The sequence below is a fragment of the Sulfuricurvum sp. RIFOXYD12_FULL_44_77 genome, from assembly GCF_001830725.1.
GTDB classification, from domain to species: Bacteria; Campylobacterota; Campylobacteria; order Campylobacterales; family Sulfurimonadaceae; genus Sulfuricurvum; species Sulfuricurvum kujiense_A.
The window spans coordinates 1-16863 of the sequence record NZ_MIBU01000135.1; the positions used below are offsets into that span (position 1 = coordinate 1).

Annotated in this window: 20 protein-coding genes and 1 tRNA gene; 11 read left to right on the forward strand and 10 right to left on the reverse strand. The window is 44.9% G+C overall.

The genetic code is table 11. The features are described from left to right. Positions 1-209 (forward strand): 30S ribosomal protein S20 (gene rpsT / locus A2517_RS05595; RefSeq protein ID WP_294894976.1); only part of this gene is annotated, 209 nt, incomplete at its 5' end. Positions 210-274: 65 nt separating this feature from the next. Then, on the forward strand, positions 275-1342 hold the full coding sequence (prfA, locus tag A2517_RS05600; RefSeq protein ID WP_294894978.1) for a peptide chain release factor 1: 1068 nt from the start codon (positions 275-277) through the stop codon (positions 1340-1342). 99 nt (positions 1343-1441) lie between these two features. Here the strand turns inward: prfA and dapF are convergent, their stop codons facing one another. From dapF to A2517_RS05615, 3 genes are read right to left on the reverse strand one after another with little or no spacing between them, the layout of a single operon-like run. After that, positions 1442-2191: a diaminopimelate epimerase gene (dapF, locus tag A2517_RS05605; protein ID WP_294894980.1), complete on the reverse strand. Its 750-nt coding sequence runs from the start codon at positions 2189-2191 to the stop codon at positions 1442-1444. Between the two features lie 32 nt (positions 2192-2223). Then, positions 2224-2829: a dephospho-CoA kinase gene (coaE, locus tag A2517_RS05610; RefSeq protein WP_294894983.1), complete on the reverse strand. Its 606-nt coding sequence runs from the start codon at positions 2827-2829 to the stop codon at positions 2224-2226. Beyond that, the gene (locus A2517_RS05615; RefSeq protein ID WP_294894985.1) at positions 2829-3383 is read right to left on the reverse strand and encodes a spermidine synthase; all 555 of its coding nucleotides are present in this window, start codon (positions 3381-3383) and stop codon (positions 2829-2831) included. Before A2517_RS05615 ends, coaE begins: the two co-directional genes overlap by 1 nt. 163 nt (positions 3384-3546) lie before the next feature. Between A2517_RS05615 and A2517_RS05620 the strand changes: the two genes are divergently transcribed. Further along, complete coding sequence (locus tag A2517_RS05620; protein ID WP_294894987.1) at positions 3547-3750, forward strand: phosphoribosylaminoimidazole synthetase; 204 nt, start codon at positions 3547-3549, stop codon at positions 3748-3750. Between the two features lie 65 nt (positions 3751-3815). Further along, on the forward strand, positions 3816-4811 hold the full coding sequence (purM, locus tag A2517_RS05625; RefSeq protein ID WP_294894989.1) for a phosphoribosylformylglycinamidine cyclo-ligase: 996 nt from the start codon (positions 3816-3818) through the stop codon (positions 4809-4811). A 43-nt stretch (positions 4812-4854) separates the two neighbouring features. On the opposite strand, the gene A2517_RS05630 is transcribed toward purM, so the two are convergent. Further along, positions 4855-5955, reverse strand: a complete 1101-nt coding sequence (locus tag A2517_RS05630; protein WP_294894991.1) for a deoxyguanosinetriphosphate triphosphohydrolase — start codon at positions 5953-5955, stop codon at positions 4855-4857. Between the two features lie 229 nt (positions 5956-6184). On the opposite strand from A2517_RS05630, the gene A2517_RS05635 reads away from it, so the two are divergent. The 3 genes from A2517_RS05635 (at position 6185) to A2517_RS05645 (ending at position 8190) form a co-directional block, all read left to right on the forward strand. Beyond that, positions 6185-6622 (forward strand): hypothetical protein, encoded by a 438-nt coding sequence (locus A2517_RS05635; protein WP_294894993.1) that lies wholly within the window; start codon positions 6185-6187, stop codon positions 6620-6622. A 49-nt stretch (positions 6623-6671) separates the two neighbouring features. Next, a tRNA-Ser gene (locus A2517_RS05640) sits at positions 6672-6759 on the forward strand. Between the two features lie 159 nt (positions 6760-6918). Then, a complete protein-coding gene (locus tag A2517_RS05645) occupies positions 6919-8190 on the forward strand; it encodes an ATP-binding protein (RefSeq protein ID WP_294894995.1) in 1272 nt (423 codons plus the stop codon). Positions 8191-8207: 17 nt separating this feature from the next. Here A2517_RS05645 and A2517_RS05650 read toward each other — a convergent pair whose 3' ends face one another. Genes A2517_RS05650 through A2517_RS05660 form a run of 3 tightly spaced genes read right to left on the reverse strand, consistent with a single transcriptional unit; the run spans position 8208 to position 10813 of the window. Beyond that, on the reverse strand, positions 8208-9095 hold the full coding sequence (locus A2517_RS05650) for a cation diffusion facilitator family transporter (protein ID WP_294894997.1): 888 nt from the start codon (positions 9093-9095) through the stop codon (positions 8208-8210). A gap of 2 nt (positions 9096-9097) precedes the next feature. Further along, a complete protein-coding gene (locus tag A2517_RS05655; protein ID WP_294894999.1) occupies positions 9098-9502 on the reverse strand; it encodes a DUF350 domain-containing protein in 405 nt (134 codons plus the stop codon). Between the two features lie 60 nt (positions 9503-9562). Further along, on the reverse strand, positions 9563-10813 hold the full coding sequence (locus A2517_RS05660) for an MgtC/SapB family protein (protein WP_294895001.1): 1251 nt from the start codon (positions 10811-10813) through the stop codon (positions 9563-9565). A 323-nt stretch (positions 10814-11136) separates the two neighbouring features. Here A2517_RS05660 and A2517_RS05665 point away from each other — a divergent pair, with 323 nt between their 5' ends. Genes A2517_RS05665 through A2517_RS05680 form a run of 4 tightly spaced genes read left to right on the forward strand, consistent with a single transcriptional unit; the run spans position 11137 to position 14750 of the window. After that, positions 11137-11688: a SiaB family protein kinase gene (locus tag A2517_RS05665; RefSeq protein ID WP_294895002.1), complete on the forward strand. Its 552-nt coding sequence runs from the start codon at positions 11137-11139 to the stop codon at positions 11686-11688. Positions 11689-11701: 13 nt separating this feature from the next. After that, on the forward strand, positions 11702-12088 hold the full coding sequence (locus A2517_RS05670; protein WP_294895003.1) for a DUF1987 domain-containing protein: 387 nt from the start codon (positions 11702-11704) through the stop codon (positions 12086-12088). 3 nt (positions 12089-12091) lie between these two features. Then, positions 12092-12940: a GGDEF domain-containing protein gene (locus tag A2517_RS05675; RefSeq protein ID WP_294895004.1), complete on the forward strand. Its 849-nt coding sequence runs from the start codon at positions 12092-12094 to the stop codon at positions 12938-12940. A gap of 13 nt (positions 12941-12953) precedes the next feature. Continuing rightward, the gene (locus tag A2517_RS05680; protein WP_294895005.1) at positions 12954-14750 is read left to right on the forward strand and encodes a PhnD/SsuA/transferrin family substrate-binding protein; all 1797 of its coding nucleotides are present in this window, start codon (positions 12954-12956) and stop codon (positions 14748-14750) included. Between the two features lie 11 nt (positions 14751-14761). Here A2517_RS05680 and A2517_RS05685 read toward each other — a convergent pair whose 3' ends face one another. The 3 genes from A2517_RS05685 to A2517_RS05695 are packed head-to-tail and all read right to left on the reverse strand — an operon-like array spanning position 14762 to position 16696. After that, a complete protein-coding gene (locus A2517_RS05685) occupies positions 14762-16030 on the reverse strand; it encodes a hypothetical protein (RefSeq protein WP_294895006.1) in 1269 nt (422 codons plus the stop codon). Continuing rightward, positions 16023-16265 (reverse strand): DUF2249 domain-containing protein, encoded by a 243-nt coding sequence (locus A2517_RS05690; RefSeq protein WP_294895007.1) that lies wholly within the window; start codon positions 16263-16265, stop codon positions 16023-16025. The genes A2517_RS05685 and A2517_RS05690 overlap by 8 nt, the downstream gene beginning before the upstream one ends. Continuing rightward, positions 16262-16696, reverse strand: coding sequence for a hemerythrin domain-containing protein (locus tag A2517_RS05695; protein ID WP_294895008.1), 435 nt, complete (start codon positions 16694-16696; stop codon positions 16262-16264). The genes A2517_RS05690 and A2517_RS05695 overlap by 4 nt, the downstream gene beginning before the upstream one ends. Between the last annotated feature and the right edge of the window lie 167 nt (positions 16697-16863).

Consider the following 16863-nt stretch of genomic DNA (forward strand, 5'->3'; position numbering starts at 1 on the left):
GTAACCGATTCTATCGTACACGTATTAAAAACATTGTTAAAGCAGTTCGCACTGCCGTTGAAGCCGGAAACAAAGATGAAGCGAAAGCTGCTCTTGTTATCGCTAACGCTAACCTTCATAAATATGTCAGCAAAGGTGTCTTGAAAAAAGAGACTGCTGCACGTAAAGTTAGCCGTCTTCACCTCGCTGTTAACAAAATCGCAGCATAAGTTTTGCCCTCAGGGCAAGCTTCACCTTCTTTAATTTTTCACAACGCCTCTTTTAGGACACACTCATGTTATCCGACAAACTTACCCCTTTTATCAACCGTTACAACGAATTGACCGAACTTCTCAGTTCTCCAGATATCGGCAATGATATCAAACGGATGACCGATCTCTCGAAAGAACAATCGGCAATCCAAGCGATTGTCACCAAAGCAACCGAATACAAAAAACTTCTTGATGATATCGAAGAGAATAAATCGCTCGCGTTTGATGCGGAACTCGGAGAACTTGCCAAAGAGGAGTTACGCACGTTGGAGCCGATGGTTTCACCTCTCGAAGATGAGATTAAAAAGCTACTTATACCTGCCGATCCTAATGATAAACGGAACATCTATATCGAACTTCGTGCCGGTACGGGGGGAGATGAAGCGGCGATTTTTGTCGGCGATTTGTTTAATGCCTATGTCCGTTATGCGGATGTCAAGGGGTGGAAAATCGAACTCATGAGCACCAGCCCCTCCGATGCAGGGGGCTTTAAAGAGATTATCGCCCTTATCAAAGGGGAGCAGGTCTATTCACGCCTTAAATACGAAGCGGGAACCCACCGTGTTCAGCGTGTCCCTGCAACGGAATCCCAAGGACGGGTTCACACCTCCGCCATTACCGTCGCCGTGATGCCTGAAGTGGATGATGTCGAGATCAATATCAATGAAAGCGATCTGAAAATCGACGTAATGCGCTCAAGCGGATGCGGCGGACAAAGTGTCAATACGACCGACTCCGCCGTACGGATTACCCATATCCCAAGCGGTATCGTCGTCAACAACCAAGATGAAAAATCGCAACATAAAAATAAAGATAAAGCGATGAAGATCCTCAAAGCCCGTTTGTATGAGATGCAGATGCAAGAGGCCAAAGAGAAAGAGATGAATGAGCGTAAAGAGCAAGTGGGAACGGGAGATCGTTCAGGGCGTATCCGAACCTACAACTACCCTCAAAACCGTATCTCCGATCACCGCATCACCCTCACCCTCTATCGTCTTGAAGAGATTATGCAGGGGGGATTGATGGATGATATTATCGATCCTCTTATCGCAGATGCTCAGGCACAGATTATGGAGAGAGCGGGACTATAAAAAAATCGCAAGCGATTTTGGGCTTCCTGCCGAAGGCGAAGTGCCCTTTGGGTGAAACCCAGTGTTAACGTAGCCAATCGGGACGCGTTCCGATGGCGTTTAAAATCTCCAGTAAGTCTCGAAGACCCCTTTGACTTCCCCTTTGAACGTAATCGTCCCCTCTTCGAGTCCAAGATATAACGTCTCTCCGCTTTTCGGATAGACGCGAGCATTATCCGCGACCAATCCTTCAATCGATGCACGATAAAAACACGCGGCCATCCCAGTTCCGCATGCTAACGTCTCATCTTCAACACCCCGTTCATAGGTTCGTACCCGCATACTTCCATCCGCATTCACCGTTGCGATGTTCACATTGGCATTGTATTTGTGACGAAGCTCCCGTGCCATTGCAATATCAAAATGTTCCATACCGGCATCAAAAGTGACCAGATGAGGAACCCCCGTATCGATCAGCCACCATCGCATCTCATGCTCTAAAATGGCATCGTTAATTACAAGCGGAGGGGTCAAGTCACTTTGAACCATATCTCCCTCGATGGAAGCTTTGATCAGTCCCGCACCCGTTAAGAACTCCATACTCTCACCTGCTAATCCAAAACGATTCGCATAATGGGCGCATGCGCGGCTTCCGTTTCCGCACATCGACGCGGTGGAACCGTCGGCATTGTAAAATTCCCATTCAAAATCATGGCTCTCATGGGGGATCAGAACAATCAGACCATCGGCTCCGATACCGTTTTGACGATCGCAAAGCGTTCGGGCAAGGCCTGAACGATCCGCTCCATGGAAGGCATGAAAAATAACAAAATCGTTACCGCTGGCACAGTACTTGGCGATTTGAAGCATGGGGTAATCCTTTGGATTAATAATAACGGTAATTATACCTTAGGAGCGGGATAGAGTAATTTAATAGTATCGACAAACTGCTCACACTCACGCTGCAGGTGTTTGAGATTGGAGGAGTTATCGATCACCCACGTGGCGCGTGCTTTTTTCTCATCGATGTCCATCTGACTCTCGATACGGCGTAACGACTCCTCTTGGGAAAACCCGTTACGTTTCATAAACCGCTCCAACTGCAATGCTTTGGGGGTATAGACGACGACGGAATTTTTGATCGGGTACGACGACGTCTCGAAAAACAGGGGAATATCAATCAGATAGGGATATTTGAGCTTATCTTGTTTTTCGCTTTGCTCTTCGATAGCGGTACGGATTTTCGGATGGAGAAAAGTTTCCAACTCTTTTTTTGCTTCCGGATCGGCAAAAATTATTTTCCCCAATGCGCTCCGATCGACTTTTCCATTTTTGACAAACTCATCCCCGAATCGTTCAACTACCCAAGCACCGTTTTCGTCCAAAATACGGTGGGCTATCGTATCGGCGTCGATGATACGAAGACCGTTTAATCCCAATAAAGAGGCAACAGTACTTTTCCCTGTCGCTATTCCTCCTGTGAGTGCAATGGCATACTCAAACGCCATTAGTTGCGGATAATGCCCAAATAATTTTTGCGGATATACTGCGGCATCGCGAATGCGGCAATGTGAATATCGCAGTTGTAATAGTGGTGCCCTTCGAGAAGATCGCTACGCTGTAAAATCAAATCCGCCGTCGGATGGTACTCTTTGGAACATAGAAGTAATGTCGATCCGTCTTCGAGGTGATAGGGCATAATGATTTTAAAATAGTTCCCTAAAATCTGCATGAGTTTCGTATTGCCTGCCACATCATCCAAATCAGGATGTCTGCAAACCATCAGCGCATCCTCTTTTAACACTCGATTGACATGCGCGAATACCGCACTATCATCACTTAACGTATCCAAAAGTAACACGTCCACACTCTTGTCACTGCCGCCGCGCAAGGCTCCTAGAAGATCGTCCGTACCTGCATACGCTGCATCTGCTTCACGGTAACGTCCCATCTCCGTTTTAAGGAGATCGCTCTGAGGAGTGAGAACCATAACGGAACGGGGATTTTTATGGGTACACATCGCAACGTGTACCGTCATTTCAGGGGTAATAAATGTTTTCATTAAGTGCTTCTCTTCTCATTTATATGGGGAATTTTTCAGCGATTGTAACACGCGGAGATTAAAACGGTTTGAATATTCCATTTATACTCGGAGGTTAAAGGTTAACCCGCCCTCTTTAGCTATAATTTTATCCAATTATTTCTATTAAAACCAAGGAGTACTGATGTGTGCTGAAAAAATTCAACGTTTTTTGATGGCAATCGTCTTAACGGTCGCTATGTTCTTATTTGCCGATGGTCAAATGCTCTATGCTATGCTTCTTCAAACTCTCGTTATCGTGATGGTTATCGTATGGGCTTTGTTTGATTTCTGCCCTTCGTTATGGGTTTTCAAAAAAGTTTTCGGCAAATGTCCTCAAAAAGATTAATCCCCTAAATTTTTCCTAACCACTCTTGCGTTATAATTTCCTCACTATTTAAGGTGAGGAATCCCATGAGCCAAATCAGCTACAAAGATGCCGGTGTCGATATCGACGCGGGTAACAGTTTTGTCGAAAACATCAAACCACTTGTTAAATCAACAGCTATTCCCGGTGTTCTCGGCGGAATCGGTTCATTCGCAGGGGCATTTGAGCTTCCAAAAGGGTACCGTGAGCCGGTCATGCTCGCGGCAACGGACGGGGTCGGTACAAAACTCAAACTCGCTATCGATTCGGGTATTCACAACACGGTCGGAATCGATTTGGTCGCGATGTGTGTCAATGATTTGATCTGTAACTTCGGAACCCCCTCATTTTTCCTCGATTATTACGCAACCGGAAAACTCGATGTCACTGCCGCAACAGCCGTTGTCAGCGGAATCGCGGAGGGGTGCCGTCAAGCGGAATGCGCCCTCATCGGCGGTGAAACGGCGGAGATGCCGGGGATGTACCATAGCGATGATTACGATTTGGCAGGATTTGCCGTCGGTATCGGCGAAAAAAGCGAACTCGACCGCTCTGATAAAGTAGAAGCAGGAGATATTCTTATCGCATTGCCGAGTTCAGGACTCCACTCGAACGGATTCTCATTGGCACGTAAAGTGTTGTTTGAAAAAATGGGGATGAAGTTTGAAGATCAATTCGACGGAAAACCTTTGATCGAAACTCTTTTGACGCCGACACGCATCTACGTCAAAACATTCAAAGCGCTCAAAGATAAAATCCAAGCCCTCGCCCACATCACGGGTGGCGGAATCGTCGAAAACTTCCCTCGCGTCCTCCCTGAGGGGTTACGTGCCGTTATCACGGAATCCTCTATCCGTGTTCTCCCCATCTTCGAACTCATCGGTCAGCACGTTGAGCGTGCCGAGATGTTCCGTGCATTTAACATGGGGGTCGGAATGATCCTCGTCGTGAAAGAAGCGGACGTTGCCGATGTCCTCGCCGCAACAGACGGATACGTTATCGGTCATCTCGAAGCGGGTAAACGCGAAGCAGTGCTCGTTTAAAAATTTATTCCGATTTGCGGTCGCAATTTTCGACCGCAAATTTTCACCCCTCTCTCCCATACAATTCATTATAAAGTTTCATCGCGTAGCGATCCGACATACTCGCGATATAATCACTGATAACACGGTGGGTATTGCGTCGTTCACACTGCTCCAAATAATAACGGGGCAACATCTTCGGCTCTTCCATCAACGCATTAAACAGCCCGATAATCGCCTGTTTTCCCGCAAACATTTTACGCATTATGTGTTTGTGTTGATAGAGCTCTTGGTAAAGAAGCTTTTTGAGTTTTTTGATCTGCGTCTCCAACTCCGGTTCAAACCCGATCACTATCGGCTCGGAGGCAGGTATAACCGATGCTAACACACGGCTGTTATCGATTTTATCACGAGAGTGTTCCAAAAGCGAGTAGACAAGATGGTTAATAAGGTGGGAGCTGAAGCGGTAACGAAACATCTCATCTTCATCCTCATGAATCCCCTCCTCGTACACTTTTTTCAAAATCGTCTGAATCAGTTCGGAGGATTGGAGAGTTTCAAAGCTAATCAATCCCGAAGCGACTCCGTCATCAATATCGTGGCTGATATAGGCGATCTCATCGGCACGATCGACAATCATCGCTTCGATGCTGGGATGGGTATCGAGGGCAAACGCGTCTCGTATCTCTTCGGGTAAAAACGGTTTGTTATAGGGATACGAGTGTTTTAGTATCCCCTCCAACGTCGCATAGGTGAGATTCAGACCCAAAAATGCTTTGTAACGCTGTTCGAGCTTGGTGACGACTCGAAAGCTTTGGAAGTTGTGCTCAAATCCGCTCTCAAACCCCCTATCTTTTAGGCATTCATCTAAGGTATCCCCTCCGATATGGCCAAAAGGGGTATGACCCAAATCATGAGAGAGGGCGATGCTCTCGGCTAGTGATTCTTCAAGTCCCAAATGAGAGGCAATAGAGCGGGCGATTTGGCTCACTTCGATGCTGTGGGTGAGGCGGGTACGAAAAAAATCCCCCTGAGAATTCAAAAACACCTGCGTTTTATACTCAAGACGGCGAAAACTTCCCGAATGGATAATACGATCCCGATCGCGGGCATAAGGGGAGCGGAAATCATCACTGATAGAATAAAAACGTTGATTTGGGAGCACGATAACCCTTTTAGAATAATGTTGTGTCATTATATCGTGACTCTTTACACAAAATTAACACTTCTTTTCTACAATGGTGTTTCGATTCTCCTTCGATAGTTTGACCGAAACACTCCTCCTTCGTGTTTTGGTTACCTATTATTTTTGATTATCTCACTATTTCTAATAATCTAACAATCTATCCAGAAAAAACAGCTATAATTTACGATCACACCTAAGGTATTTTACAATGGATAAAAATATTGAAAAACGGATGAACGCTTCACTGATCAGCGATACCGCACGCGACAGTGCAAAAGTTTATCAAAAAGAGAATATTAAAACACGCCGCCAGCAAGAAGACGATTTTTTTAACCAATCGCTTGATTATCGCGATTTCGTCTTTTCTCCTGAGGGGTATGAGGGTATTGTTCTAAGTCTTTATATCCTCATTCTGCCTTATTTAGCAGGATTAACATTTTTATTTTTATTCGTTGCCAAAGCAAATTATGAATACTTTTTAGAGTTTAATCTCGCCTCTTTTTTCATTATTTGGGCTATCGGGTATGAAGTGTGCGCGGTACTGGCGATTACCGGTATTTTCTTAGCATGGCTCAAGCATATCAACACCCGATGGAATAGTGAACAAGCACGGAAAAAACCGCCGAGGGATCGTTACGGCTTTTAAGAGGGTAACCCTTAAGCTATCTTTGGTACAATTTCAATCTCTCAAAAATGGACAGCTGGCCGAGTGGTCGATGGCGCACGCCTGGAACGCGTGTGTAGGGCAACCTACCTAGAGTTCGAATCTCTAGCTGTCCGCCATATATACACACTCATTCTCAAACCACTTATTTACGATATTTACATAAATTCTACCCTTTTTAATCTCACTGTATAACAAATTTTATCAATATACTTATAGGAACTATGAAATAAATATGCTATAGTAATGGAATACATTCCATAAAAGGTGGATTATAAATGGAATCAATTCTTTTAGAAGACAATCCTCATTGGGTTAATCCTACGTCGTATGATGGATATACCTCCCGTGAACAACTTGAGAGCGCATTGCGTTACCTGAGCGCTAAAGAGGTTGTGGCTATCGTAGGAGCACGTAGGGTAGGAAAAAGTTCATTGGCACGGCTAATGATAAAAGAACTGCTAACAAGGGTATCGCCTAAAAACATCTTTTTTATCAATCTGGAAAAACCTGCCTTTATCCCCTATAAAAATGACCCTTCGTATCTCGAAACGATTTATGAAGCGTATCTCAAATTGGCACAACCGAATATGGAGGAAAAGATTTATGTTTTTCTCGATGAAGTGCAGATATTTACTAACTGGGAAGTGTTTGTAAAATCCCGCTATGAAAACAGTACTATCAAATTTATCGTAACGGGTTCAAACTCATCGCTTCTTACCTCTACTTATGCGACGGTATTAACGGGTAGGGTTCTTAAACTGTCACTAACTTCTTTTAATTTTCGTGAATTTTTAGCCTATAAAGAGATCGATGTTTCCAATCGTCTAGCTATCACGAGGAATAAGATCACAATTAAGCGCGCCGTAGATGAGTACCTTCGCTGGGGCGGATATTACTCTGTATTTTCCAATGATGATGAGATATTAAAAAAAGAGCTACTTAAAAATATCGCTGAAGATATCATCCTCAAAGACATCGTTCCTCGCTTCAGTGTTAAAAACAGTGCCGCTATTCGTGATCTATTCTACTATATTGCTTCAAATGCCGCGACGACTCTCAACTATGCTTCTTTGGCTAAAAAACTCTCTATGGACCCTAAAACGGTCAAGGAGTATGTGGATTATTTTGAGGATAATTTTTTAATCCGTCGAATCCCTAAATATCACACGAAGTTAACGGCTCAAATCAATTCCGCTAAAAAAGTGTATATGTCGGATAATGGTTTTTTAAATCTTGGGATGAGTTCTGAGCGCAATATGGGATCAACACTGGAAAATGCCGTATGCAATCATTGGAGTTCAGAGGATGTGACCTATTTGCTAGAAAATAAAGAGTGTGATTTTTATGTCAGGGATCAACTTTATCAAGTGTCGTATACGATTCAAGATGAAAAAACACGTAAACGTGAAATTGACGCACTAGAATACTATATGAAAGAGTTTGCGGTGAACGAAAGCGTTTTAGTTACCTATGACACCAATGAGACAATTATCGTAGAGAACAAAACGATCAAAGTACAGAGTATTGAATCATTTTTTCTCGATTAGGGATAAGGCTAAAAAATCTAAAACTCAAATACATCCACATAGATATGAAGCTTATGCTCTTTGAATCGCTTTTGTATTTTATATTTTAATTCTTTTATATCCTGCTCAATCTCATACCCTAGTTTGTCATCTTTAACATTCATCGAGATAACGAGCAACACCTCTTCGGAACCGATAAACATACTGCGCACGGAATTAATATGAACCAGTACATTGGATTCTTCTTTGACAAGGTTTTTGATCTCTCGGATCGTCTCCCGATCTAAACTCTCGCCGATAATCAGTTTTTTCAGCTCGATAAATAAAACGGTCGAGAGGGAGAGGAGTAAAATACCGATCATCAAAGCGGCAATACCGTCAAAAATAGGATCGACGTACAAAGAGAGGAGAAGACCGATAGAGAGGATAAAAAGTCCTAATAATGCCCCTGAATCTTCGATAAGAACGACAAGGATATGGGATGAAGAGCTTTTTTTAATGGTTTTAAATATATCTTTGAGCTTGGTGCCGCTCTCTTTGAGTGCCACTTTTAGCGCTCCACCCTCTAAGGTGACCGCGAGTATAATAATCCCTACAATAAGCCATGGATTTTCGATCGGTTCAGGGTGCATGATTTTATGAATCCCCTCGTATACCGAAAACAATCCGCCCAATAAAAACAATACGACGGCAACGACAAATGACCAAAAAAAGTTGGCTTTCCCTTGACCGAAAGAGTGCGCTTCCGATCTCCCTCGCGCCGCTTGTCGCTGTCCTACTAGGACGAGTGCCTGATTTCCGCAATCGGCGGTACTGTGAATCGCTTCCGCCATCATAGAAGCCGACCCCGTAAAAAATGCCGCAACCCCTTTAGCGCTCGCGATAATCCCGTTTGCGATTAATGCCGCTTTAACACTTTTGGACATTTTCAATAGCTCATCGATCCTGCATTGATCAATCCGATGGAGATAGAGAGAAACGCCATTAAAACACCTACCGAAACATCGCCGGCATTGATATGGTTTTTAACCGAAAACTTGCCGCCTAAACGGGTAAGGATGAACGCGAAAATAAGCTGGATAGCCATAGCAACCACTGCCCACATCGCAAAATCATCATACGAAACCGAGTGAACCAGCGCACTGTAGAGAGGGATAGACAACCCTAAAAGCGCTCCGCCGAGACCGAGTGCCGAGGCGGTGTTGTTCTCTTCAAAAATCATTTTATAGTCATCATAAGGGGTGACTTTCGCGTAGAGAAAAAGGAAGATTCCGAAAACCGCCATTGCCGTTACGAAATAGAGGCCGAAAGAGAAAAAATAGTCTACAAACATTGCTGTTCCTTGTTGATTTGGTATGACATCGTATCTGAAAAAAATTAATCGTTACACTCGTTATACCAGCATTAGCGCCGTTGCCGTAAATGCCCCGACCGAAATCAGATAATAGCTCACGACAAATCTGAAAAGGCTAATATTTCCAAAAAAGAGAACCAATGCCGCTTTTGCAACGGTATTACTGATGATCGCAATCAAAATAGCGTAATGCGCCGTGATAGGGTTAAGGCCGTTTTTGGCCAACGAGGAGAGTGACAATATGATCGCATCCACATCGGCTACCCCTGAGAGCAATGCGACCGCATAAACCCCCGTATCGCCGATATAGCGGTTGGATAAGCTTATGAGGGCGAGTGTCGTGCCGAATACCAACCCCATAATCAACGCTTCTTTAAGATCAAACGGATTTTTGAATTCGATATCTTGGGGGATATCTTCTTTTTTTGAGGTGAAATAGAGCATGGCGATATAGCCATATCCCGCAACGGTTCCCACCGCAATCGGGATCAGGAAAGCACGTGTTATGGAAGGGTTGATCACCCACATCTCGATTCCGGCACGGATAAGCATCATAGAAGAGGCCAACGCAATCCCGAGTGCGAGATTTTTTGCTAACAAACCGTTTTCATGAACACGTCGAGCCATACTCATTGCCACTGCCGTTGAAGATACCAAACCGCCGAAAAGCCCCGCCGCCCCGATACCGTGAGTAGAGCCTAAAATACGGATCGCGATGTAACCGAAATAAGAGATCCCCGCGACCAAAACAACCATAATCCAGATACGGTACAGATTGACAAGCCCCATCGGGTCGATCGCCCTATCCGGGAGAATGGGGAGGATGACGAAGGTCATAATCAAAAACAAGATCGCGGCACTGAGGTCTTTTTTGGTAATGGTCTGCTCGTACTCTTTTACCGTATCTTTGATGTTGAGGACAAACAAAACAATGATCGTGATAAATACGGCAAAGATGGGGAGAGAAAAGCTGAGCATCCCTCCGATAACAAAAGTAACAAGTGCGGCGAATTCGGTTGTTGCCCCTTTTTCAGCGATAGAGACACTGTTAACAACATACGCGGCGATGAGCAGCAATCCCATCATGACCGATGCAATAAGGAAAAAATAGGGGAAAAAGGTAGTGCTCCAAGCAGACAGGTATCCAAAGAGGGCAATCATCGAAAAGGTTCTAGCCCCTCCGAAATCTTGAACCTTATGCGAATATATCGTGTGCATCTCCCTCTGTAAACCGATCAAAAAACCTAAAATCAAAGAGAGGACGCTGTTTTGAATAAATAACGGGTCCATATCACCATCCCATCGCACAATTTAAGTCTATTATAGCGTTACGGCGAAAAAATCCCCTTTAACCCTTTCACTCTTTATTACAACGTGACCGAAACGTGACGGATAATTGGTTACTATTTCAGTTATATTTTTTCAATCCCCTCTTTCTATTTGTGTCGTAAACATATCGCAAAATATTATTTTTAATGCGATACGTATGAGACTTTGAGAGTATATGCTACGTATTAATAATTTTGAAAAGATATAGTCGTGTTTTTGCCCCTATCCCGTGTTGATTTTAGGTGCAAAATAATCTGGAAAAGTCGTTATATAAAGGTTTATCTATGCTGGCAAGAGAATATTATGGATTTAAACAATCTTTGGATGCGAAAGGGATCATCGTCTCTTTCAGCGGTTTTGTGTCAGAGGGGATTTTGTTTTCGCTCGGCGAAGCATTAAAACAAAAAATGACTCTCGACGAAACCGATACGAATACGGCGAAAAAAGTATTTTCCGTTTTTGTCGAACAGGTTCAAAATGTTATCCGCTATTCCTCCGATAGAATAGAGGGAGATTTTGGGAAAAAGGTAGCATTGGGAAGCGGAACGATTACCGTCGGTCACGACTTGGAGAAATTTTTTATCGTCTGTTCGAATACGGTCAGTACTGCCGATGTTCCTCTGCTGAAAGAGCGGTTGGAAATTTTGAAGACAATGGATAAAGAGGGGTTAAAAGCGTATTACAAAGAGAAACTCCGCGAAGAGCCTGAGGCACAGAGCAAAGGGGCGACAATAGGACTCATTGAAATCGCTCGAAGATCGAGCGAACCGATCGAGTTTGATTTCGAAAAGATAGACGAAGAGCGTTCGTTTTTTTGTCTAAAAGCCTATATTTAAGAGAGGAGTACGAATGGAAAAAATTATTCGAGAAGCGACAGAGAGAACTCCGTCCGTTATTTTCGACTTTGAAAACGGAATATTTAGTTTTAAAGGTGAGTCCTATCCCGAGGATGCATCGGCATTTTTCGGCCCTTTGCATAAAGCCATGGATGCATTTTTGGACGGGCCGTTTGAGAAAACAATCGTATTTGATGTCGAATTTGAATATTTTAACAGCTCAAGCGCAAAAGTTTTGATGAACCTTTTTCAATTGTTGGAAGATGCCGCAGAAAATAAAAGCAAAACAACCGTTATTAACTGGCATTACAACGAAGACGACGATACGATGCAGGAGTTCGGCGAAGATTTTGCCTCCGATATGGAACATGCAACATTCAATCTATGCGTAGTAAACTAAGTCATGCAAAAAGAGAGACAAAACAGCGATTTTACTATTTTCGATAATGAAGAGAAGGTAATAAAGCAGGCCGAAGATTTAGCAAACAACTTCGATGCGCATGCAAAGCTTGTCCATGAAAATATGAAGAGTCTTGCTTCAGGATACCGCCGAAGTTATAGAGAGCAACAGCGACTCATTCGCCTCAGTGACCGACAGCAAGAGCAGTTGCGACACATGACGGTGGAATTGCAGAATGCGAATGAAAAGCTGGAAGATCAGGCACAAAAGCTCGAAGGGCTTAACCGTGCACTGCAAGAAGAGATCAAAGAAAAAAAACTTCTCGAAGACGAATTGCGTGCGATCGCTATGATCGATTCTCTAACGGGGGTCTACACGAGACGTCAGCTCCTCGAATTCGGAAAAAATGAGTTGAAACGATTTCAGAGATCAGATAGTTCTCTGTGTATTTTAATGATCGATATCGACTACTTCAAAAAAATTAATGATACCCACGGACACGGTGTGGGCGATAACGTACTGAAATATTTTAGCGGTGTGTGCAAAGGGACGATTCGTACGACAGATACAATAGGGCGTATCGGAGGGGAAGAGTTTGTGGTCATTATGCCCGATACCACCAAAGACACAGGGTATGAGGTAGCGGAACGGATTCGTAAAAATGTAGCCGAAAGCACCCTTTTTCGGGATGAATCTTCTCTTGCTTTTCCCCTTACCGTGAGTATAGGTCTGTATGAATTCACCCAAGAGGATCATTCGTTTGAACACGCACTCTCCAAAGCGGACAGTGCACTTTATGAGGCAAAAGGGGCGGGGAGGAATCATGTTATTGTTTATAAAAAGGATAGTTAGCGCCGTTTTTCTGATGTCACTGTTGATGGGCACGGTTTTTGGCTCGGAAAAAACGGTTAAAATCGGGGTATTGGCGCACCGTGGCGAAGAGGTTGCTCGAAAAATGTGGCAACCGACCATGGAGTATCTGACACGCTCTGTTCCTGAGTATCGCTTTGAACTGGTACCGCTCGATTTTAAAAAGCTTTACAATGCCGTCGGAGAAAAACAGGTCGATTTCGTCGTTGTCAATACGGGACAATATATCGAACTGGAAGCTACCTACGGTATCAGCCGCATCGCGACACTCACCAATCATGGGCCGGATGGGTGTTTGTGTAACCGATTCGGCGGGGTATTTTTGACCAAAGCCGATAGCCCGATTCATACGCTTCAGGATATGAAGGGGAAAACCCTTCTTTCGGTCGATAAATCCTCCTTCGGCGGCTGGCTGATGCAGTTGCGGGAGATGAGGGCGGTCGGTATCGACCCTGAGAGCGATATGAGTGTCAAGACACTCGGCGATCACGAAAAGGTCGTTCTCGGCGTATTGAACGGCGAAGGGGATGTCGGAGCAATTCGTTCCGATATTTTGGAGCGGATGGCGAGCGAGGGGAAAATCGACCTCAACGATATCAAGGTGATCAATAAGCAAGTTACGACCGGAAAATTTCCCTATCTCTACAGCACCCGTCTTTATCCGGAGTGGCCCTTTAGCAAACTCGAAAACACGGACGATCATTTAGCGCAGCTGGTAGCCGTCGCTTTGCTGGAGATGCCCGAAGAGAGCGATGCGGCTAAAGCGGCAAAGATTCGGGGGTGGTCGGTACCCTCTGATTACAATCCCGTCCATGAACTCTACCGAGAACTTAAAATGGGCCCCTATAAAGATCTCGGAAAATTCAGTCTGATCGATGTCCTCAAAAAATATTGGATTCTCCTTGCCCTAGCACTTGCGTTTGTCGTTCATCTCATCGCCTCGTTGCGTAAAGTACGTCATCAGCAGTTACTCCTTCAAAAAGAGAAAGCAGCGCTCGATGAAGCTCACGCTAAACTCGATCACGCCAATTCATTGGTGATGGAGAGCATCGGATATGCCCGAAAAATTCAGGAGGCTTCGCTCCCCGATAAGCATGCATTGGATGGTGCGATAGCGGATATTTTTGTCTGCTGGGAACCGCTTCATGTCGTCGGCGGGGACTATTTTTGGATTGAGCAGATAGGGAATAAATGTTTTATCGTCGTTATAGATTGTACCGGACACGGTGTACCGGGAGCCTTTATGACGATGGTCGCTTCGGCGGCACTCCATCGAGCCCTTCATGATCTGAAAATGGCCGACCCCGCAGAGCTGCTGCATGAAGTGGATGAGCGGGTACGGATGAAACTGCGACAAGATTATCCCGACACCGATTCGGACGACGGGCTTGATTGTGCGATCTGCGTCTACGACATCGATACGAGCACCATCACCTACGCCGGAGCGAACCTCCCCCTTATCTATGTCGAAAACGGCACGTTAAATGAGATAAAACCGACGAGAGCAAGTTTGGGATATCGAAGTATACGCCCTAAAAAATCGTTTGAAAACCATACCGTACACGTCAATGAAGGGGTCTCTTTTTACATGTTGACCGACGGTATCCCCGATCATATGGGGGGAGCCCCTCGCAGGTTGCTCGGTCGAAAACGCTTAGGCGAAATCATCTTGCACAATCAAGGGTTGAGCATGAACGAGCAAATGAAACATATCGAAATGGAATTAGAGGCGTATCGTGCGGGTGAACCTCGACGGGACGATATGACGTTAATCGGGTTTAGACCGAGATAACGATCCCGCCTCTATGAAAGCGGCTCGAACCGCTTCCCATGGGTGAGGGTATATCGGTAGAGTTGAAGCGCTTTTACGAGGTTAATGAGCAAGAGGGCAAACATGCCCATTGCCGTGAGTCCGCTCAATACAAAAAGCTCAATTAAGAACACCCCGCCAAGTGCCGAGAGCGATGTGAGGAGAAAAAGGGTAAAAACCCCTTTTGCACGAGATTGAGGGATGATATTCGACATAATCGGAGCATCCATGATCCCGGAAGAGTTGAGATGAAACCAGACCAGAAAGGGGACGATTTTCCCCATCATCCCTAAAATAACAGCCAACGCAAAGAGGGCAAAAGCGATGAGGGAAATACTCTGAGATTGGGGATACGCAGCCCCTAAAAAGAGGATATGCGCCGCAACGGCCAATGAAAGCAACATGATCCCCAAACTCCAAAACCATATACTCACATCACTCACACGCCGTTTTCGCATCTTTAAGCGTTTTGCCGTAGTGACGACAAATCCGATCAATAACGCCCCTATAACAAGGTCAAACACCCAGACATAAGGGAGCGCCGTGAAAAGCCAAATGATTTTCAAAAAGAGTGACACGGCAATCACCCTGAAGGCGTTGCGTTTGCACCAGCTACTGTAGGGTGTGGAGACATAGAACATCTCGATCACTTGAAACGCTACCGCTACGATAAGTACGGCAATCCACCCGATAAGTCCCAGTGAATAGTGTGCGGATCGGATCGCGTCATGAAAGGCACTAAAAGAGAGATTGGCATATTCGCTTGCCATAACGATCCCCAACACGGCGGTGAGAGAGAGGGCGATCAGGGCAAGTCTCATCCCCCGAAGGGTATCGTGCGATGTACCGCCGAAAAGGAGAGGAAGGATAAGATTAGCCGAGTAGAGGATCGAGCCGCCTAAAAAAATCGATGCAATCACAAAAAGTTCAGGGATTCCAAATACAAATGCTCCCGAGAGGGAAAGTACCCCGATCACCAAAAACAGATGAATCACAACCGCATTCCCCAGAACAGAGGGGATAGGACGTCCCCCCAAGACGCTCTGCATCTGAAACAGTGCACCGAACATACTCATAGAGATAACCCCTAGAAACATCAGATGGATAGCCGCTAGGGAGAGGGGATGGGTTGGTGTTAAAACAGCGTGAGGATTAAAAAATACAATCAAAGCAAGAAGTAGCCCGAATACGGGAACCGTGAGAAAAAAGCGCAAGACGACCGAGATAGGGGGGGCTTGATCGAGGGAGAGGCCGTTATACATGGGTATGCTCCAACTCTAGGGTTGAACTGCGGGTGATATAGATATGCCAGAGAGTTTCAGTTTCCATGACGCTGAGATATCGACCGCCGTTTTTCACAATGATCTCAAAAAGGGGGATCGGTTCACGTCGGTGAATCATATGGATCACCTCATCACCCGTAAGTTTTTTGAATGCATCCACCGCCATCTCCAGCGGAACGGGGTGATCAAATTCACGAGTGTCGAGGAGAATCATTTATCCATATCCTTTAGGGTTTGGATCATAAGCTCTCCATCGCTCCCCAATGCACGATCGATCATAGGGTAGAGCATCTGCTCCTCTTTCATATTGTGCTGCTGGAGCATAATCATCATCGATTCACCGATTCCGAAAAAATCATCCGAGCGATTTTCACTCAACGCTAAACGCATCGATTCGAGAAGACTTCGAAGCTGTTGGTGCTCGTAACGCATCATCTGCGTCGGCCCCCCCATCATCCCCGTCCGTTTTTCAAAGGTGATAAAGAGTTCACGCTCCTCCATATCGAAATGGTGGTTCGTAGCGCGATAAAATAGATCAAAAAGCTCTTTGGCTTCCTCTGTTTTTTTTGCCGACAACGCATTCTCCGCTTCGGTGTAGTAATGGTCGCATGCGCGGTGATCGTCTCTCATAAATTCTAAAATCATAGCTATTCCTTTAGGCTTTTAATGATGACAGTATAAAAGAGGCAAAAGCTCTATCTCTTGATTTAAATCAAGAATTATCTCTTTTTCGGAAGGTTATGGGGGAGGAAGTCATGGAAATCTTTGATATAGACGGCATTAATCCCCTGCCCTAACTCATGAATATCCGC